Genomic DNA, 15110 nt, shown 5'->3' on the forward strand with positions numbered 1-15110 from the left:
TGGTTTATGCTCGAAGGGTATAAGCCCCCGGAGTCCCTGACCGCCATGCCCACCTTGACCGGTATCCTCAACGGGATCGCCTTGTTCGAGTCCTTCACGCCGGAGGAACGCGCGGCGGTGGAAAAACGTGGCCGGGTGTTCAAGGCTCCGCCCGGCACGATCCTGATGCACGAGGGGGAAGAGGCCAAGTCGCTCTACGTCCTGATCGACGGCACCGTCCGCGTCTTCCGCGGCGATCCGGACGGCACCCAGGTCGAGGTCGGCTTCCGGCGGGCCGGCGAATGCTTCGGCGAGATGGCCCTGGTCGACGGCGGCACCCGCTCGGCCTCGGTCGTCGCCGCCACCCCGGTGATCGTGTTCGAGCTGGAACGCGACCTCTTCCTGGCGCTGATCTCCCCCTCCCCCGACCTGCTGGCCAAGCTGCTGCGGCACCTGAGCCGGATGATCCGCGAGGTGTCGGAGCGGGTGGTGCAGGAGGACCTGGAGCGCCGCACCCGCATCGCCGAATCCGAGTTGGCCCGCCACCGCGCCATCACCCGCGCGGTGACCGGGCTGGCGCATGAGCTGAACACCCCGCTCGGCATCTGCGTGACGGCGGCCAGCCACATCCAGGACATGGCCTCCATGGGGGCCGAGGATCTGCGCGAGCCGGCGGCGATGCTGGAATCCAACCTGACCCGCGCGGTCGATCTGGTGGAAGCCTTCACCGCCATCGCCGCCAGCCAGCACGCCGAGCCGCTGGAGGCGATGGAACTGCGCGAGACGGTCGAGAACGCCGCCGCGCTCTTCGCCATCCTGCACCCGACGACTCCGCTGACGGTCCGGGTGGCGCCCGGCGCGCCCTGCCCCTGGATCGGCCACATCGTGCATCTGGAGCGCGTGCTGCACCAACTGTTCGCCAACGCCGGCGCCCACGCCTACCCCGGCACGACCGGAGCGGTGGAGGTGGCGGTGGAGGAGGCGACGCTCGACGGCAAGCCCGCCTGGTGCCTGACCGTCCGAGACCAGGGCGCCGGCATCCAGCCCGACCATCTGCCGACGCTGACCGACGCCTTCTTCACCACCGCGCGCGGGCGTGGCCACAAGGGGCTGGGCTTGGCCGTGGTGTTCAACACCGTGACCGGCCCGCTCGCCGGCCGCCTGTCGATCGACAGCACGCCCGGCGAAGGCACGACCGTGACGGTCATCATGCCGCAGGAGCTTTGACCGTCCGGGTTGTGGACCTATCCGGAAAACACGCGGCCACGGGTTGACGGCGGACGGGAATGGAGCAATATGAGGCTAGGCGGGCAGGGGCTATCACCCCCTGCCCGCCGGCCCGATGCTAATTCAGGAGATCAAGCACACGCTTGATGATTTCCAGAATTAGAATCAGGAGCTGGAGGATTTCCTTCATCCTCTCCACTCCTCAGTCAGCGGCGGGGATGACGGCCAGTCCGTCATCCCGTCCGCACCTGGACTGTGCCGCGCGCGGAAGCTGTTCAGAAGTTTATTTTTTCGTCGAATTCGAGAAATTGGATGTTGCGGCTTACGGCTGCGGCCATGGCGTCGCCATTTGGCGGTCACGCCGGCTGCAGCGTCACCTTGACGTCGGCGGGTTGGCCGAAGAAGGGCGCCGAGGTCACCAGCAGGCGGCAGCCGGCGGCGGCATAGGCGGCGGCGTTGGCCTCGGTCACCCCGCCGGCCGGCGCGACCACCGGGGCGGGCGTCAAATGGCGGGTCGCCTCGATCACCGCGCGGGCGGCCTCGGGGGGCAGCTTTTCCAACTGGATCACATCGGCCCCGGCTTCGGCCAGCGCGATGGCCTCCTCGACGGATCCCGCCTCGACCACGATCTTCTTTTCCGGAGCCTTGCGCCGCAGTTCGGCGATCCACGCCTCGGGCGGGCCGGACAGGAAGGCGCGGTGCTCGGGGAAGACCAGCAGCGTTTCCGACAGGCCCATGCGGTGCATCACCGCGCCCCCGGCCATCACCGCCTTGACGCTGAGATCCTTGGCGCCGGGAAAGTTCTTGCGGGTGCAGGCCACCGTCACGCCGGGGACGGCGTCGACGATGCGCCGCGCGCGGGTGGCGATGCCTGAGGCGTATTCGGTCAGCGTCTGCGCCACCTTCCAGGCGCGGTGCAGCGCGTCCGCCGGTCCGTCCGACTCCAGGAACACCGCCCCGGCCTCGACCGCCGTGCCGCTGGGGAGGACTTGCGTCAACCGGCCCCCGGCCTTCTCGATCAGGCGAACGGCCTCCTCGGTCCCGGCCAGCACCATGGCGGCGCGCGCGGCGAAACGCATCGTGGCGGGCCGCCCGGCGAGCCCCAGCGAGTCGGTGGTCAGGTCGCCGTAGGGAACGTCCTGGGCCAGCAGCGCGTCGAGGGCGGAGTCGGGCAGGACGATCATCGGCGTCTTTCCTTCTGCGAACGGGGTCTTCTTACAGCCAGCCGCGCCGGCGGAAGTACCAGAGCGGCAGCACCGCCGACAGCACCATCAACGCGATCGCCATCGGATAGCCGAACTCCCAGTCGAGTTCCGGCATGTGCTTGAAGTTCATGCCGTAGGCCGACGCGATCAGCGTCGGCGGCATCAGGGCGACGGACACCACCGAGAAGATCTTGATGATGGCGTTCTGCTCGATGTTGATCAGCCCCAGCGTGGCGTCGAGCAGGAAGTTCGCCTCGTGTGCCAGGAAGCCGGCGTGCTCGTTCAGGGAGCGCAGATCGCGCGTCATCGTCTTCAGCGCGGATTTCTGTTCCTTGTTCAGCCGCCCGCCGCTGACCGAGGTGAGGAACACCACCAGCCGGTCGAGACCGGCGAGGCTGTCGCGCACCTTGTGGGTCAGGTCGCCCGCCCGGCCGATGCCGCGCAGCACATCCTGCAACTCGTCGGGCTTCTTGGCCGCCTTGCCGAAGCCGCCTTCGTCCAGCGAGTCGTCGAAGATGCGGGCCGACAATTCGTCGATGCGCCCGCCGACCAGTTCCAGCACGTCGGCGACCCGATCGATCACCGCGTCGAGCAGCCCGAACAGCGCCCCCTCGGCCGAAGCCAGCAGTTCAGGCTGGCGGACGCTGCGCGCGGCGAAGGTGATGACCGGCAGCGGCTCGGTGTAGCGCAGGGTGATCAGGTGGCGCGGCGTCAGAACGAAGGTCAGCTCGCCCTGCTCCGGGTGCGGCGAGGTGGCGCGCGAGATGACGGGGGAGGTCATGTAGATCCCCTCCCCCTCGGTGTAGAGCTGGCTGGAGGCCTCGATCTCCTTCATCTCCGCGCGCGTCGGCAGGTCGCAGCCGGTCAGCGCGCCGACATGGGCGCGCTCCGCCTCGTCCGGGCGCAGCAGGTCGATCCACACCGCGTCGGCCGGCAGCGGCTCGCCCAGCCCCAGGGGCTGGCGCACCACGCGGCCGTCGACGCGCGCGTGGACGGTGATCAAAGGCCGGCCTCTTCCGGCACCGGGGCGCCCGCCGCGCGGCAGGCCGCCGCCAGCGTGTTCAGCATCAGGCAGGCGATGGTCATCGGCCCGACGCCGCCCGGCACCGGGGTGATGGCGCCCGCGACCTTGACCGCCTCGTCGAAGGCGACGTCGCCGACCAGCCGGGTCTTGCCGGCTTCCAGACCGGGCACGCGGTTGATGCCGACGTCGATGACGGTGGCGCCCGGCTTGATCCAGTCGCCGCGCACCATCTCCGGCCGGCCCACGGCGGCGACCAGGATGTCGGCGCGGCGGCATTCCTCCGGCAGATCGGCGGTGCGCGAATGGGCGACGGTCACCGTGCAGTCGGCCTGGAGCAGCAGATGCGCCATCGGCTTGCCGACGATGTTGGAACGGCCGAGCACCAGCGCCCGCTTGCCCTTCAGGTCGCGGCCCAGCGTGTCGCGGATCAGCAGCAGGCTGCCCAGCGGCGTGCAGGGCACGATGGCGCCCGGCTGGCCGGTGGCGAGCAGGCCGGCGTTGACGACGTGAAAGCCGTCGGCGTCCTTTTCCGGGACGATGCGGGCCAGAACCTTCTGGGTGTCGATGTGCCGGGGCAGCGGCAGCTGCACGAGGATGCCGTGGACCGCCGGGTCGGCGTTCAGCCGGTCGATCAGCGCCAGCAGGGAGGATTCGGGCAGGTCGGCGGCCTCGTGGTGGTCGAAGCTGTTCATCCCCAGCTCGACCAGCGCCCGCTCCTTGGAGCGGACGTAGACCTGACTCGCCGGATCCTCGCCCACCATCACCACGGCCAGACCGGGGGTGACGCCGTGGCTGGCCTTCAACGCCGCCACGCCGTCGGCCACCCGCGCGCGCAACCCGGCGGCGTAGGCCTTGCCGTCGATGATCCTTGCGTCCGCCATGCTCACTCTCCACCCTCGTCAAGGCCGTCGATCAGGGCCGTCAGCCGGGGCATCAGCGCCGCCGGATCGCCGGCCACATGCAGAATCTTGTTGCGGTCGGTGGCGCCGGCCACGACCGTCAGGCTGGTCTTGGGCAGTTTCCACGCCTTCGACAACAGTTTGATGACGGCCTCGTTCGCCTTGCCGTTTTCCGGCACGGCCGTGACCGTCACCTTGAGCGCCCGCCCGCCCGTGGCGGTGTCGGCCAGCCCGGCGATGGCGTTGCGCGACGCCTTGGGCGTCACCCGCAACGTCAGCCGCAGGCCGCCGTCCGCCAGCTCCAGCGGGCCGGAAACCATCAGAAGCGCGGCCAGTACTGCGCCATCAGGTTCTGGACGAAGGAGATCAGCAGCAGAACGACGATGGGCGACAGGTCCAGCCCGCCCATGCTGGGCAGCACCCGGCGGATCGGAGCCAGCACGGGCTCGGTGATCCGGTACAGGAAGTCGCCGATGACGTAGACCGCGCGGTTGCGCGTGTTGACCACGTTGAAGGCGACCAGCCAGCTCAGCACCGCCGAGATGATCAGGACCCAAAAGAACAGGTCCAGTATGGTGTTGATGAGCATGTACAGCGCGATCATTCCGGGCCTGCTCCATAGTCGGTTTTTTGGCGGCTGCCCCTGCCGGGCGCCAGCTTTTCCGGGCACCCTAAGCACAAGCGGCGAAGGCTGTCCAGTGCTGCGGGTCCTTGGAGATGGTCGTGTCCGGCGCGTTCTGCAATCCGTGCATTTTCCTGAATCAAGCGCTTGACAGGCACCCCTCTCATGGACAATATCCGCGCCACGCCGGGCGGTACGCCGCACGGCGGCATGGTGTGGGGCCGTAGCTCAGCTGGGAGAGCGACGCGTTCGCAATGCGTAGGTCGGGAGTTCGATCCTCCTCGGCTCCACCATTTTCCCCTTCGAGGGGGAAGCGATGATGAAGCGGCCTTCGGCCGCTTTTTTCATGCCCGCGCTTCGGGCCGCCCCGAACGATCCGCATCAAAAGACTCCTTTCCGGCGCGCCGGTTGATCCGGCCGGGTGTTTCCCGCGTATCGATGCGCAGAGATGACCCTGTCGCGAATGGATCGCCCGCGATGACGCCCATGATGATGCCGATGACCCGCAACGCCCTCCGCTCCGCCGCGCTCGCCGCCTCGCTCGTCGTGATGGGGCCGCTGTCGGCCCTCGCCGCCAGCGCCTACGACTTCACCTTCAAGGGCATCGACGGCCAGCCGCTGCCGCTGGCGCAGTTCACCGGCAAGGCGATCCTGGTGGTCAACACCGCCTCGCAATGCGGCTTCACCCCGCAATACAAGGGGCTGGAGGCGCTGTGGGAGCGCTACCGCGACCGGGGGCTGGTGGTGGTCGGCGTGCCGTCCGACGATTTCGGCGGGCAGGAGCCGGGCAACGCGGCGGTCATCAAGGACTTCTGCGAGGTCAATTACCGAATCGACTTCCCGTTGGCCGACAAGACGGTGGTGTCGGGCGACGACGCCCATCCCTTCTACCGCTGGGCCGCGAACGAGCTGGGCTTCGTCGCCAAGCCGCGCTGGAACTTCCACAAATATCTGGTCGGGCCGGACGGCAAGCTGGTGTCGTGGTTCTCGACCATGACCGACCCGGAGTCGGACAAGGTCCGCGACGCCATCGAGGCGCTGCTTCCCAAATCCTGACCCGTTGTTCCTGAACGCCTACTCCACCGCCTGCCGCAGCGCCGCCGCCCCGGCCCAGGGGGCGAGCGGCAGCGTGCCGGCCAGGATGCCCGCCAGCAGCAGCAGATGCGGGCGCGGCGTCAGCCCGTGGATGGCGGCGTCGATGGCGCCCGCCCCGAAGATCAGCACCGGGATGTAGAGCGGCAGGATCAGCAGCGACAGCAGCACGCCCCCGCGCCGCGCGCCCAGCGTCAGCGCCGCCCCGATGGAGCCGATCAGGCTGAGGATCGGCGTGCCGACCAGCAGCGTCAGCACCAGCGTCCCGAAGCCGGCCGCGTCCATGTTCAGCAGCACCGCCAGCAGCGGCGCGGCGACGATGAGCGGCACCCCGGTGACCAGCCAATGGGCCAGCGTCTTCGCCACCACCACCGCCTCCAGCGGCAGCGAGGAGAGCGACAGAAGCTCCAGCGAGCCGTCCTCGTAATCGGTCTGGAACAACCGCTCCAGCGACAGCAGCGAAGCCAGCAGCGCGGCGACCCAGATCACCCCGGCCGCGATGCGGGCGAGGATGTTCGGCTCCGGCCCGACGCCGAAGGGGAACAGCACGACGCAGAGCACGAAGAACATCACCGCGATGGTGGCGTCCCCCCCCTGGCGCAGCGCCAGCCGCAGGTCGCGCCCGACCATCCGCAGGAAACGGTTCACGGCGCGTCCTCCCCCTCGTGGTGATGATCGTCTGGATGCTCATCGTCCGCGTAGGGCGTGAAGTCGTCCAGATGCAGCTCCGCGCCGCCCGGCGTCGCGATGTCGGTGTGGGTGGACAGCACCACCATGCCGCCCTGGGCGCGGTGCTCGGCGATCAGCCCCTCGAACAGCGCGATGGCGGCGCGGTCGAGCGCCACGGTCGGCTCGTCGAGCAGCCACAGCACCGCCGGCGCCGCCAGCAGCCGCGCCAGGTTGAGCCGCCGCTTCTGTCCGGCCGACAAATAACGCCCCGGCACCCCGGCGATGTGCGGCACGCCCAGCCGGTCGAGCGCGCGGGCGGCGTTGGCGGCCGGATCGGCGGCCCCGCCCAGCGCGGCCCAGAAGGCGAGGTTCTCCGCCGCCGTCAGCACCGGCTTCACCGCGTCGAGATGCCCGACGTATTGAATCTTGGCCCGGTGCGCGTCGGGATCGTCGGCGACGGTCGCGCCGTCCCAGCTCAGCCGCCCGCGCACCGGCTTCAACAGCCCGGCCATCACCCGCAGCAGGCTGGACTTGCCGCTGCCGTTGGGACCGAGCAGGACCAGCGCGCCGCCGGGGGCGAGGCTGAAGTCCAGATCGGTGAAGACCAGCCGGTCGCCGCGCAGGCAGGTCAGCTCGGATCCGGCGAAGACTGGCATGGGAAGGGATCGGACATGGTGTTGGCGGAGGCGCTGCTATAACACGCGCCCCCCGCGAAGACCGGAAAAAAGAAACGGCCATCGCGAGGGGGTTCCCGCGATGGCCGCGCGTCCAGCCGGGGTCTGGCTGGTGTCAGCTCGGTCGAACGGCGGCCTGTCGATGCAGGGGCGTCAGGGGGGAACGCCGGTGCACACTTGCGGCTGCCGATTGCTTGCCCCCATGGGTAAAGCAAGAAAGTGGCAAAATTTGGATGGATCGTGCCCCAGGGCCGTCGCCGTCGCGCCCGATGGGCAAATCCTGTGACCGCCGCGCCCGCGCGTGAAACAGTTGTTTTGAATCAATGGCCGCCGCCCCCGATGGGGACATGATCCCGCCCGCCCGGCACCTCGACGGGCGCGGGGGACGCCGACGATGCGCCGCCCCTGCGGTCCTTAAATGAAGACGACAGAGACAGGCCATGCCGATCCTCGCGGACATCTTTCTCGCCATGCCCCCCATCGCGCGGGCGGTCTTCATGCTGGGGCTGGTCTCGGCCGCCGGGCTGGCCTTGGGCCACATCAAGTTCCGGGGCGTGGGGCTGGGCATCGGCGGCGTGCTGTTCGCCGGCATCGCGGGCGGGCATTTCGCCAAGCAGGCCGGCGTCGCCTTCAACGCGGAGATGATGGACTTCATCCGCGACTTCGGCCTGATCCTGTTCGTCTACACCATCGGCATCCAGGTCGGCCCCGGCTTCTTCGCCGCCCTGCGGCGCAGCGGATTGGCGCTCAACCTCCTGGCGCTGCTGATGGTGACGCTCAGCGTCGCGCTGACCGCGCTGCTGGCGATGAGCGGCGTCCTGTCGCTGGGCTCGGCGCTGGGCGTCTTCACCGGCGCCGTCACCAACGCCCCGGCGCTGGCCGCCACCCAGCAGGTGCTGAAGGAGGTCGGGGCCGACGCCGCGATCATGGCGCTGCCGGGTCTGGCCTTCGCCGTCACCTACCCCTTCGGCATCGCCGGCAACCTGCTGGCGATGGCCAGCGTCCGCATCCTGTTCCGCATCGATCCCGACGCCGAGGCCAGAGCCTTCGAGGAGTGCCGCAAGTCGGAGGTCTCGGCGCTGGAAACCCTCGATCTGGCGGTGCGCAACCCGGCGCTGGACGGGGTGGCGCTGGGGTCGGTCGAGATCCTGAATTCCCACGGGCTGGTCGCCTCGCGGCTGCTGCGCGACGGCTGCCTCCAGGTGCCGCACGGCGACACGCGGCTCAGGCTGGGCGACGTGCTGCACGTCGTCGGCCCGCGCCCCAAGCTGGAACAGGCGCGCCTGCTGCTGGGCCAGGTGTCCGACATCCCCCTGACCACCAAGGGCACCGACCTGCGATGGGAGCGCATCGTGGTGACCGCCAACGGCGTGCTGGGCAAGTCCATCGCCGCGCTGAACCTTCAGGACGCGCACGACGTGGTGGTCAGCCGGGTCAACCGCGCCGGCATCGAGCTGGTGCCGACCGCCGCGCTCAAACTCCAGTTCGGCGACATCCTGACGGTGATCGGCAAGCCCGACAGCCTGCGCGCGGTCGGCCGCGTCTTCGGCAACTCCGAACGCCGGTTGCAGCAGGTCGAGATGATCCCGGTCTTCCTCGGCATCGCGCTGGGCGCGGCGCTGGGCGCCATCCCGATCTTCCTGCCCGGCATGCCGGCGCCGCTGCGCCTGGGACTGGCGGGCGGACCGCTGATCGTCGCGCTGATCCTGGCGCGAATCGGCCACATCGGCCCGCTGGTCTGGTTCATGCCGCCGGCCGCCAACCTCGCGCTGCGCGAGATCGGCATCGTGCTGTTCCTGGCGGTGCTGGGGGTGATGTCGGGCGACCGCTTCGTCGACACGCTGGCGAGCGGGGCCGGCTGGCCCTGGATGCTGTGGGGCGTGCTGGTGACGATCGTCCCGCTGCTGGTCACCGGGCTGGTGGCGCGCGGCGTGATGAAGCTGAACTTCCTGACCATCTGCGGCGTGCTGGCCGGCGCGCAGACCAACCCGCCGGGTCTGGCCTACGCCAACGCGCTGGTCGCGTCGGAGGCTCCGGCGCTGGCCTACGCCACCGTCTACCCGCTGTCGATGTGCCTGCGCATCCTGGCGCCGCAGGTGATCGTCCTGCTTCTGTGGGTGTGACCCCTTGAAATTGTGAAATCCGCGTTGCGGAACCCGGTCGGCCCGGTCTAGCCTGTGCCGCATTGGTCAAGTCGCCACCCGCCAAGTCCACAACCGAGCCGGTTCCCCCGCATGCATCGACACCCGCCCGTCAGCGACACCGCGTCCGCCGCCGTCGTCGTGGAGGACCTTCACAAGCGGTTCGGCGAGCTGGAGGTGTTGAAGGGGGTGTCGCTGACCGCGCGGGAAGGCGACGTCATCACGCTGATCGGCTCGTCGGGATCGGGCAAGAGCACGCTGCTCCGCTGCATCAACATGCTGGAGATCCCCGACGAGGGCCGCATCGTCATCGGCGGCGAGGCGATCGGGCTGAAGAAGGCGCGCGGCGGCCGCGTCACCGTTCCCGCCGACACCCGGCAGGTCGAGCGCATCCGCACCAAGCTCGGCATGGTGTTCCAGAGCTTCAACCTGTGGACCCACATGACGATCCTCCAGAACGTCATCGAGGCGCCGATCCACGTGCTGGGCGTGCCCCGGCTGGAAGCGGTCGAGCGCGCCCGCATGCTGCTCGACAAAGTCGGCATCCTGGCCAAGGCCGATTCCTACCCGGTCCAGCTGTCCGGCGGGCAGCAGCAGCGCGCCGCCATCGCGCGGGCGCTGGCGATGCAGCCCAAGGTGATGCTGTTCGACGAGCCGACCTCCGCGCTCGACCCCGAGCTGGTCGGCGAGGTGCTGCGCGTCATCCGCCAACTGGCCGACGAGGGCAACACCATGATCCTGGTGACCCACGAGATGGGCTTCGCCCGCGAGGTGGCGTCCAAGGTCGTCTTCCTGCACCAGGGCCGCATCGAGGAGGAGGGGGCGCCGGACAAGGTGCTGACCAACCCCGACTCGGACCGGGTGCGGCAATTCCTCTCGCGCCACCTGTCGGGTGCCGCCTGAGATACGCTTTCGCTTGAAAGTTTGTGTGAAATCGTGACGCTTCGAACCAGCCCGATTCAAACAAGGGCAAATCCGAACAAAGGAGTGCAGTCCGTGAAGACGATCGTCGCGACTCTGGCGCTGGGCGCCCTGCTCGCGGTCACCGGCACCGCCGGGGCCAAGGAATGGAAGACCGTCCGCATCGCCAGCGAGGGCGCCTATCCCCCGTGGAACGCGACCGACCCCTCGGGCAAGCTGATCGGCTTCGAGGTCGACCTCGGCAACGACCTGTGCAAGCGCATGAAGGTCACCTGCGAGTTCGTGGCGCAGGACTGGGATGGCATCATCCCGGCGCTCCAGCAGGGCAAGTACGACGCCATCATGTCGGGCATGACCATCACGGGCGAGCGCAAGAACGTCATCGACTTCTCGGTCCCCTACGGCACCGAGCCGTCGGTCTTCGCGGTGGCCGCCGCCTCGCCGCTGGCCAAGAGCCTGAACATCGGCGTTGACCGCAGCGACCTGAACAACGAGGCCGCCGCCAAGCCGGTCATCGACAAGCTGGCCGAGGCCCTGAAGGGCAAGTCGGTCGGCGTGCAGGTCTCGACCATCCACATCGACTTCATGGAGAAGCACCTGTCGAAGGTGTCCATGCGGTCCTACGACAAGATGGACAACGCCGGCATCGACCTCGCCTCGGGCCGCGTCGACGCCATCCTGGGCGACCGCTCGGTGGTCGAGGCCATCGTCAAGGCCGAGCCCGGCAAGATGGTCGTCGTCGGCCCGAACATCATCGGCGGCGTGATCGGCGAGGGCATGGGCGTCGGCCTGCGCAAGGCCGACGCGGACCTGAAGAAACTGTTCGACACGGCCATCGGCGAGGCCCTGAAGGACGGCACCGTCAAGAAGTTGAGCACCCAGCATTTCGGGTACGACATCACCCCGAATTGATCGGCTGGAACAGAGTCCGGTCCCCGCGCAGCCTTCGCAAGCGCTCATTGAGCCCCTCTCCCCTCGCGGGAGAGGGGTTGGGGTGAGGGGGCGCAAGCTTTCCGCCTGCGGCGGAATACCCCTCATCCCAACCCTTCTCCCGCAAGGGGAGAAGGGCTTGCGTGAACGCCCATGCGTCTGCGCGGGGATGACGGACGCGGAGGCCGGGCTTCACAGCCGCTGGCATGATTCAAGCCAAGCCGATTGGGCTGGGCAATTCCGGGGCGCCATGCTGGAACTTCTTTCGTTCGGTCCCAACGGCTGGGGCGGGCAGCTTCTGACGGGCACCGCGATGACGGTCGCGGTCGCCGTGTCGGCCTTCGCCTTCGGCATCGTCATGGGATCGCTGGGCGCCTCGGCGAAGCTGAGCCACAGCCTGATTCTCAACGCGCTGGCCGATGTCTACACCACGGTGGTGCGCGGCATTCCCGAACTGCTGGTCATCTACCTGCTGTTCTTCGGCGGCAACGGGGTGGTCAGCGCCATCGCCTCGGCCTTCGGCTACGACGGGCGGGTGGAGCTGAACGCCTTCACCATCGGCGTCGTCGCGGTCGGGCTGATCTCCGGCGCCTATTCGACCGAGGTCATCCGGGGCGCCGTGCGCTCGGTGCCCTTCGGCCAGATCGAGGCGGCGCGCGCCTGCGGCATGGGGCGCTGGCTGATCCTGCGCCGGGTGCTGGTGCCGCAGACCATGCGCTTCGCCCTGCCCGGCCTCGGCAACGTCTGGCAGCTCACGCTGAAGGACACGGCGCTGGTGTCGGTGACGGCGCTGGCCGAGTTGATGCGCGCCACCCATCTGGCGGCCGGCGCGACGCGCGAGCCCTTCCTGTTCTACAGCGCGGCGGCGGTGCTGTATCTGGCGCTGACCACCGTCTCGACCATCCTGTTCGACCGCGCCGAGCAGACCGCCAACCGCGGCGTCCGGAGGGCATGAGGCCATGAACTGGCAATTGATGTGGGACAGCCTGCCCCGGATGCTGGGCGGCATGGGGCTGACGCTGCAGCTGATCGGCGGCTCGCTGGCGCTGGGGGCGGTGGTCGCCTTCGCGGTCGCGCTGCTGCGCCTGTCGGGCAACCGGCCGGTGGAGTGGATCGCCGGGGCCTACGTCTTCGTCTTCCGCGGCACGCCGCTGCTGGTGCAGATCTTCCTGATCTACTACGGGCTGGGCCAGTTCGAGTTCGTGCGCGACAGCATCCTGTGGCCTGTCCTGCGCGAGCCGATGTGGTGCGCGATCCTGGCGCTGACGCTGAACACCGGGGCCTACACCAGCGAGGTGCTGCGCGGCGCCATCCTGTCGGTGCCGCAGGGGCAGATCGAGGCGGCGCGGGCCTGCGGCATGTCGCGGGCGCTGGCCTTCCGCCGCATCGTGCTGCCGGTGGCGGTCCGCCAGATGCTGCCGGCCTACGGCAACGAAGTGATCCTGATGGTCAAGGCCAGCTCGCTCGCCAGCACCATCACGCTGATGGAGATCACCGGCATCGCGCGGCGGATGATCGCGCAGACCTTCGCGGTGTTCGAGCTGTTCATCGTGGCGGGCGCGATCTACCTGATCCTGAACTTCGTCGCCTCGCGGCTGATCAAATACGCGGAATGGCGGCTGACGCCCTATCTGCGGGCGCGGGCGTAGAGAAAAGCCCGCCTTAAAGCTTTCAACTCCAAAGGCAACATTCGCGAAAGCCCCTCTCCCCTCGTGGGAGAGGGGTTGGGGTGAGGGGGCGGAAACTTTCCGCCTCCGGCGGAATACCCCTCATCCCAACCCTTCTCCCGCAAGGGGAGAAGGGCTCAATCCCCTCACTGCACGGCGCGGACTTCGACCACTTCGGGGATGTAGTGGCGCAGCATGTTCTCGATGCCGTGCTTGAGCGTCGCGGTCGAGCTGGGACAGCCCGAGCACGCCCCCTTCATCGCCAGATAGACCACGCCCTTCTCGAAGCCCTGGAAGGTGATGTCGCCGCCGTCCTGCGCCACCGAGGGGCGGACGCGGGTGTCCAGCAGCTCCTTGATCTGCTCGACGATCTCGTCGTCGTCCTCGCTGGCCGCAGCGGCGTGGCCGTCGCCGGCGTCGCTCAGCAGGACCGGGCGGTCGGCCGTGAAATGCTCCATGATGACGCCCAGGATCGACGGCTTCAGCAGGAACCAGTCCTTGGCGTCGGTCTTGGTGATCGTCACGAAATCGCCGCCCAGGAACACGCCCGCGATGCCGTCGATCTCGAACAGGCGCTGGGCGAGCGGCGAGCGGACGGCGTCCTCGCGGCTGGTGAAGTCGGCGGCGCCGCGTCCGAGCACGTCTCGCCCCGGCAGGAACTTGAGAGTCGCCGGGTTGGGCGTCTGCTCGGTTTGAATGAACATGGTGCTATCCTCCATCGGCGCCGAACTGGACTGGCGGCGCTTCTGAAATTTGGGCAGAATCCCCGGCCGGATCAAGCACCGGATCGGTCCTGTTACGCCTTTGGGGCTATTTCCGTCGTGACAACGCCACCGAACGACCCGTCCCCGCCCACCCCGGAGCCGCACGACGCCGCGTCGGTCTCCGTCTGGCTTCTGGCCGAGGGACGCCACGCGCCCGACGCCGAGTCGCTGGTGGAGGATTTCTGCCGCCGGCTGAACGCGATGGGCGTGCCGCTGGCGCGTTGCGTGCTGGTGCTGCAACTGCTGCACCCGCAGATCCGCTCGATGGTCTACCGCTGGCGCCGGAACGGCGAGGCGCTGGAGACCATCACCGCTCCCCACGGCTCCGAGCATTCGGACGCCTACCTCTCCAGCCCCTTCGCCGCCCTGATCGAGGAGGGGGCGGTCGGCATGCGCTACCCGCTGGAGCGGATGGCCGCGCCCTGGCCCTACCCGGTGCTGGGCGAGTTGCGCGCCGAGGGCGCCACCGACTACGCCGCGATGGCCGTGCTGTTCGCGGGCGGGCGGCGCAACGCCATCAGCTTCGTCACCGAGCGGGCGGGCGGCTTCTCCACCGAGGATCTGGCGCTGCTCGACGCCCTGCTGCCGGCGCTGGGCGCCGTGCTGGAGACGCTGGCGCTGCGCCGGCTGGCGGCGACGGTGCTGGACACCTATGTCGGGCGCAAGACCGGCGCGCTGATCCTGTCCGGCGACATCCGGCGTGGGACCGGGGCCAACGTCCGCGCCGTGCTGTGGTACTGCGACCTGCGCGGCTTCACCGCGCTGGCCGACCGCCTGCCGCGCGAGGAGCTGATCGCCCTGCTGAACGGCTATTTCGAGTCGATGGGCGACGCGGTGGAGCGCCACGGCGGCGAGATCCTGAAATTCATCGGCGACGCCATGCTGGCGATCTTCCCCTTCGGCGAGGAGGGTGACGAAACCGCCACCGCGCTCCGGGCGCTGGACGCCGCCGCCGACGCGCTGGCGACCATGGCGGTCCAGAACGCGGAGCGCGCCGCCTGGGGCCAGCCGACCCTGCGCTGCGGAATCGCGCTGCACGTCGGCGAGGTCATGTACGGCAACATCGGCTCGACCGAGCGGCTGGACTTCACCGTCATCGGGCCGGCGGTCAATCTGGTCAGCCGGATCGAGGGGTTGTGCGGCCGGCTGGAGCGCACGGTGCTGACCTCCGCCGACTTCGCCACGCTGGTCGCGCCGGGGGGCCGCCACTGGCTGGACTCGATCGGCGACCATCCGGTCAAGGGGCTTTCCGGCACCGTCGCGGTCTACGAGCTGCGTCTGTAGGTAAGGATAGGC

Annotated in this window: 16 protein-coding genes and 1 tRNA gene; 9 read left to right on the forward strand and 8 right to left on the reverse strand. The window is 69.1% G+C overall.

Going from position 1 to position 15110, the window contains the following annotated elements:
• The first annotated feature begins 45 nt into the window (after positions 1-45).
• On the forward strand, positions 46-1206 hold the full coding sequence (locus EJ913_RS08120) for a cyclic nucleotide-binding domain-containing protein (protein WP_238521863.1): 1161 nt from the start codon (positions 46-48) through the stop codon (positions 1204-1206).
• A 356-nt stretch (positions 1207-1562) separates the two neighbouring features.
• Here the strand turns inward: EJ913_RS08120 and modD are convergent, their stop codons facing one another.
• Genes modD through EJ913_RS08145 form a run of 5 tightly spaced genes read right to left on the reverse strand, consistent with a single transcriptional unit; the run spans position 1563 to position 4938 of the window.
• Entirely contained in the window at positions 1563-2390 is an 828-nt protein-coding gene (modD, locus tag EJ913_RS08125) for a ModD protein (protein WP_126996612.1), read from the reverse strand.
• A gap of 31 nt (positions 2391-2421) precedes the next feature.
• The gene (locus tag EJ913_RS08130) at positions 2422-3414 is read right to left on the reverse strand and encodes a magnesium transporter CorA family protein (RefSeq protein WP_126996614.1); all 993 of its coding nucleotides are present in this window, start codon (positions 3412-3414) and stop codon (positions 2422-2424) included.
• Positions 3411-4316: a bifunctional methylenetetrahydrofolate dehydrogenase/methenyltetrahydrofolate cyclohydrolase FolD gene (gene folD / locus EJ913_RS08135; RefSeq protein WP_126996616.1), complete on the reverse strand. Its 906-nt coding sequence runs from the start codon at positions 4314-4316 to the stop codon at positions 3411-3413. The genes EJ913_RS08130 and folD overlap by 4 nt, the downstream gene beginning before the upstream one ends.
• Before the next feature lie 2 nt (positions 4317-4318).
• On the reverse strand, positions 4319-4654 hold the full coding sequence (locus tag EJ913_RS08140) for a DUF167 domain-containing protein (protein ID WP_126996618.1): 336 nt from the start codon (positions 4652-4654) through the stop codon (positions 4319-4321).
• Positions 4654-4938 (reverse strand): YggT family protein, encoded by a 285-nt coding sequence (locus EJ913_RS08145; RefSeq protein WP_126996620.1) that lies wholly within the window; start codon positions 4936-4938, stop codon positions 4654-4656. Before EJ913_RS08145 ends, EJ913_RS08140 begins: the two co-directional genes overlap by 1 nt.
• 235 nt (positions 4939-5173) lie before the next feature.
• On the opposite strand from EJ913_RS08145, the gene EJ913_RS08150 reads away from it, so the two are divergent.
• Together EJ913_RS08150 and EJ913_RS08155 are read left to right on the forward strand one after the other, a co-directional pair.
• Positions 5174-5249, forward strand: a tRNA-Ala gene (locus EJ913_RS08150).
• Positions 5250-5433: 184 nt separating this feature from the next.
• A complete protein-coding gene (locus EJ913_RS08155; RefSeq protein ID WP_404322605.1) occupies positions 5434-6012 on the forward strand; it encodes a glutathione peroxidase in 579 nt (192 codons plus the stop codon).
• A gap of 18 nt (positions 6013-6030) precedes the next feature.
• Here the strand turns inward: EJ913_RS08155 and ccmB are convergent, their stop codons facing one another.
• Positions 6031-6696: a heme exporter protein CcmB gene (gene ccmB / locus EJ913_RS08160; RefSeq protein ID WP_126996622.1), complete on the reverse strand. Its 666-nt coding sequence runs from the start codon at positions 6694-6696 to the stop codon at positions 6031-6033.
• Positions 6693-7373 carry a heme ABC exporter ATP-binding protein CcmA gene (gene ccmA, locus EJ913_RS08165; RefSeq protein WP_126996624.1) on the reverse strand — a complete coding sequence of 227 codons (681 nt, stop codon included), beginning with the start codon at positions 7371-7373 and terminating at the stop codon, positions 6693-6695. The genes ccmB and ccmA overlap by 4 nt, the downstream gene beginning before the upstream one ends.
• Positions 7374-7831: 458 nt before the next feature.
• Here ccmA and EJ913_RS08170 point away from each other — a divergent pair, with 458 nt between their 5' ends.
• The 5 genes from EJ913_RS08170 (at position 7832) to EJ913_RS08190 (ending at position 13032) form a co-directional block, all read left to right on the forward strand.
• The gene (locus EJ913_RS08170; RefSeq protein ID WP_211098911.1) at positions 7832-9514 is read left to right on the forward strand and encodes a putative transporter; all 1683 of its coding nucleotides are present in this window, start codon (positions 7832-7834) and stop codon (positions 9512-9514) included.
• A 111-nt stretch (positions 9515-9625) separates the two neighbouring features.
• The gene (locus EJ913_RS08175; RefSeq protein ID WP_126996626.1) at positions 9626-10435 is read left to right on the forward strand and encodes an ABC transporter ATP-binding protein; all 810 of its coding nucleotides are present in this window, start codon (positions 9626-9628) and stop codon (positions 10433-10435) included.
• Between the two features lie 93 nt (positions 10436-10528).
• Entirely contained in the window at positions 10529-11365 is an 837-nt protein-coding gene (locus EJ913_RS08180) for a transporter substrate-binding domain-containing protein (RefSeq protein ID WP_126996628.1), read from the forward strand.
• Between the two features lie 268 nt (positions 11366-11633).
• Positions 11634-12338, forward strand: a complete 705-nt coding sequence (locus EJ913_RS08185) for an ABC transporter permease (protein WP_126996630.1) — start codon at positions 11634-11636, stop codon at positions 12336-12338.
• Between the two features lie 4 nt (positions 12339-12342).
• Positions 12343-13032 carry an ABC transporter permease gene (locus tag EJ913_RS08190; RefSeq protein WP_126996632.1) on the forward strand — a complete coding sequence of 230 codons (690 nt, stop codon included), beginning with the start codon at positions 12343-12345 and terminating at the stop codon, positions 13030-13032.
• A 164-nt stretch (positions 13033-13196) separates the two neighbouring features.
• On the opposite strand, the gene EJ913_RS08195 is transcribed toward EJ913_RS08190, so the two are convergent.
• Positions 13197-13754: a NifU family protein gene (locus tag EJ913_RS08195; RefSeq protein WP_126996634.1), complete on the reverse strand. Its 558-nt coding sequence runs from the start codon at positions 13752-13754 to the stop codon at positions 13197-13199.
• Between the two features lie 117 nt (positions 13755-13871).
• Between EJ913_RS08195 and EJ913_RS08200 the strand changes: the two genes are divergently transcribed.
• Positions 13872-15098 carry an adenylate/guanylate cyclase domain-containing protein gene (locus tag EJ913_RS08200; protein ID WP_126996636.1) on the forward strand — a complete coding sequence of 409 codons (1227 nt, stop codon included), beginning with the start codon at positions 13872-13874 and terminating at the stop codon, positions 15096-15098.
• Positions 15099-15110 lie beyond the last annotated feature (12 nt).

This window comes from Azospirillum doebereinerae (assembly GCF_003989665.1).
Lineage (GTDB): Bacteria > Pseudomonadota > Alphaproteobacteria > Azospirillales > Azospirillaceae > Azospirillum > Azospirillum doebereinerae.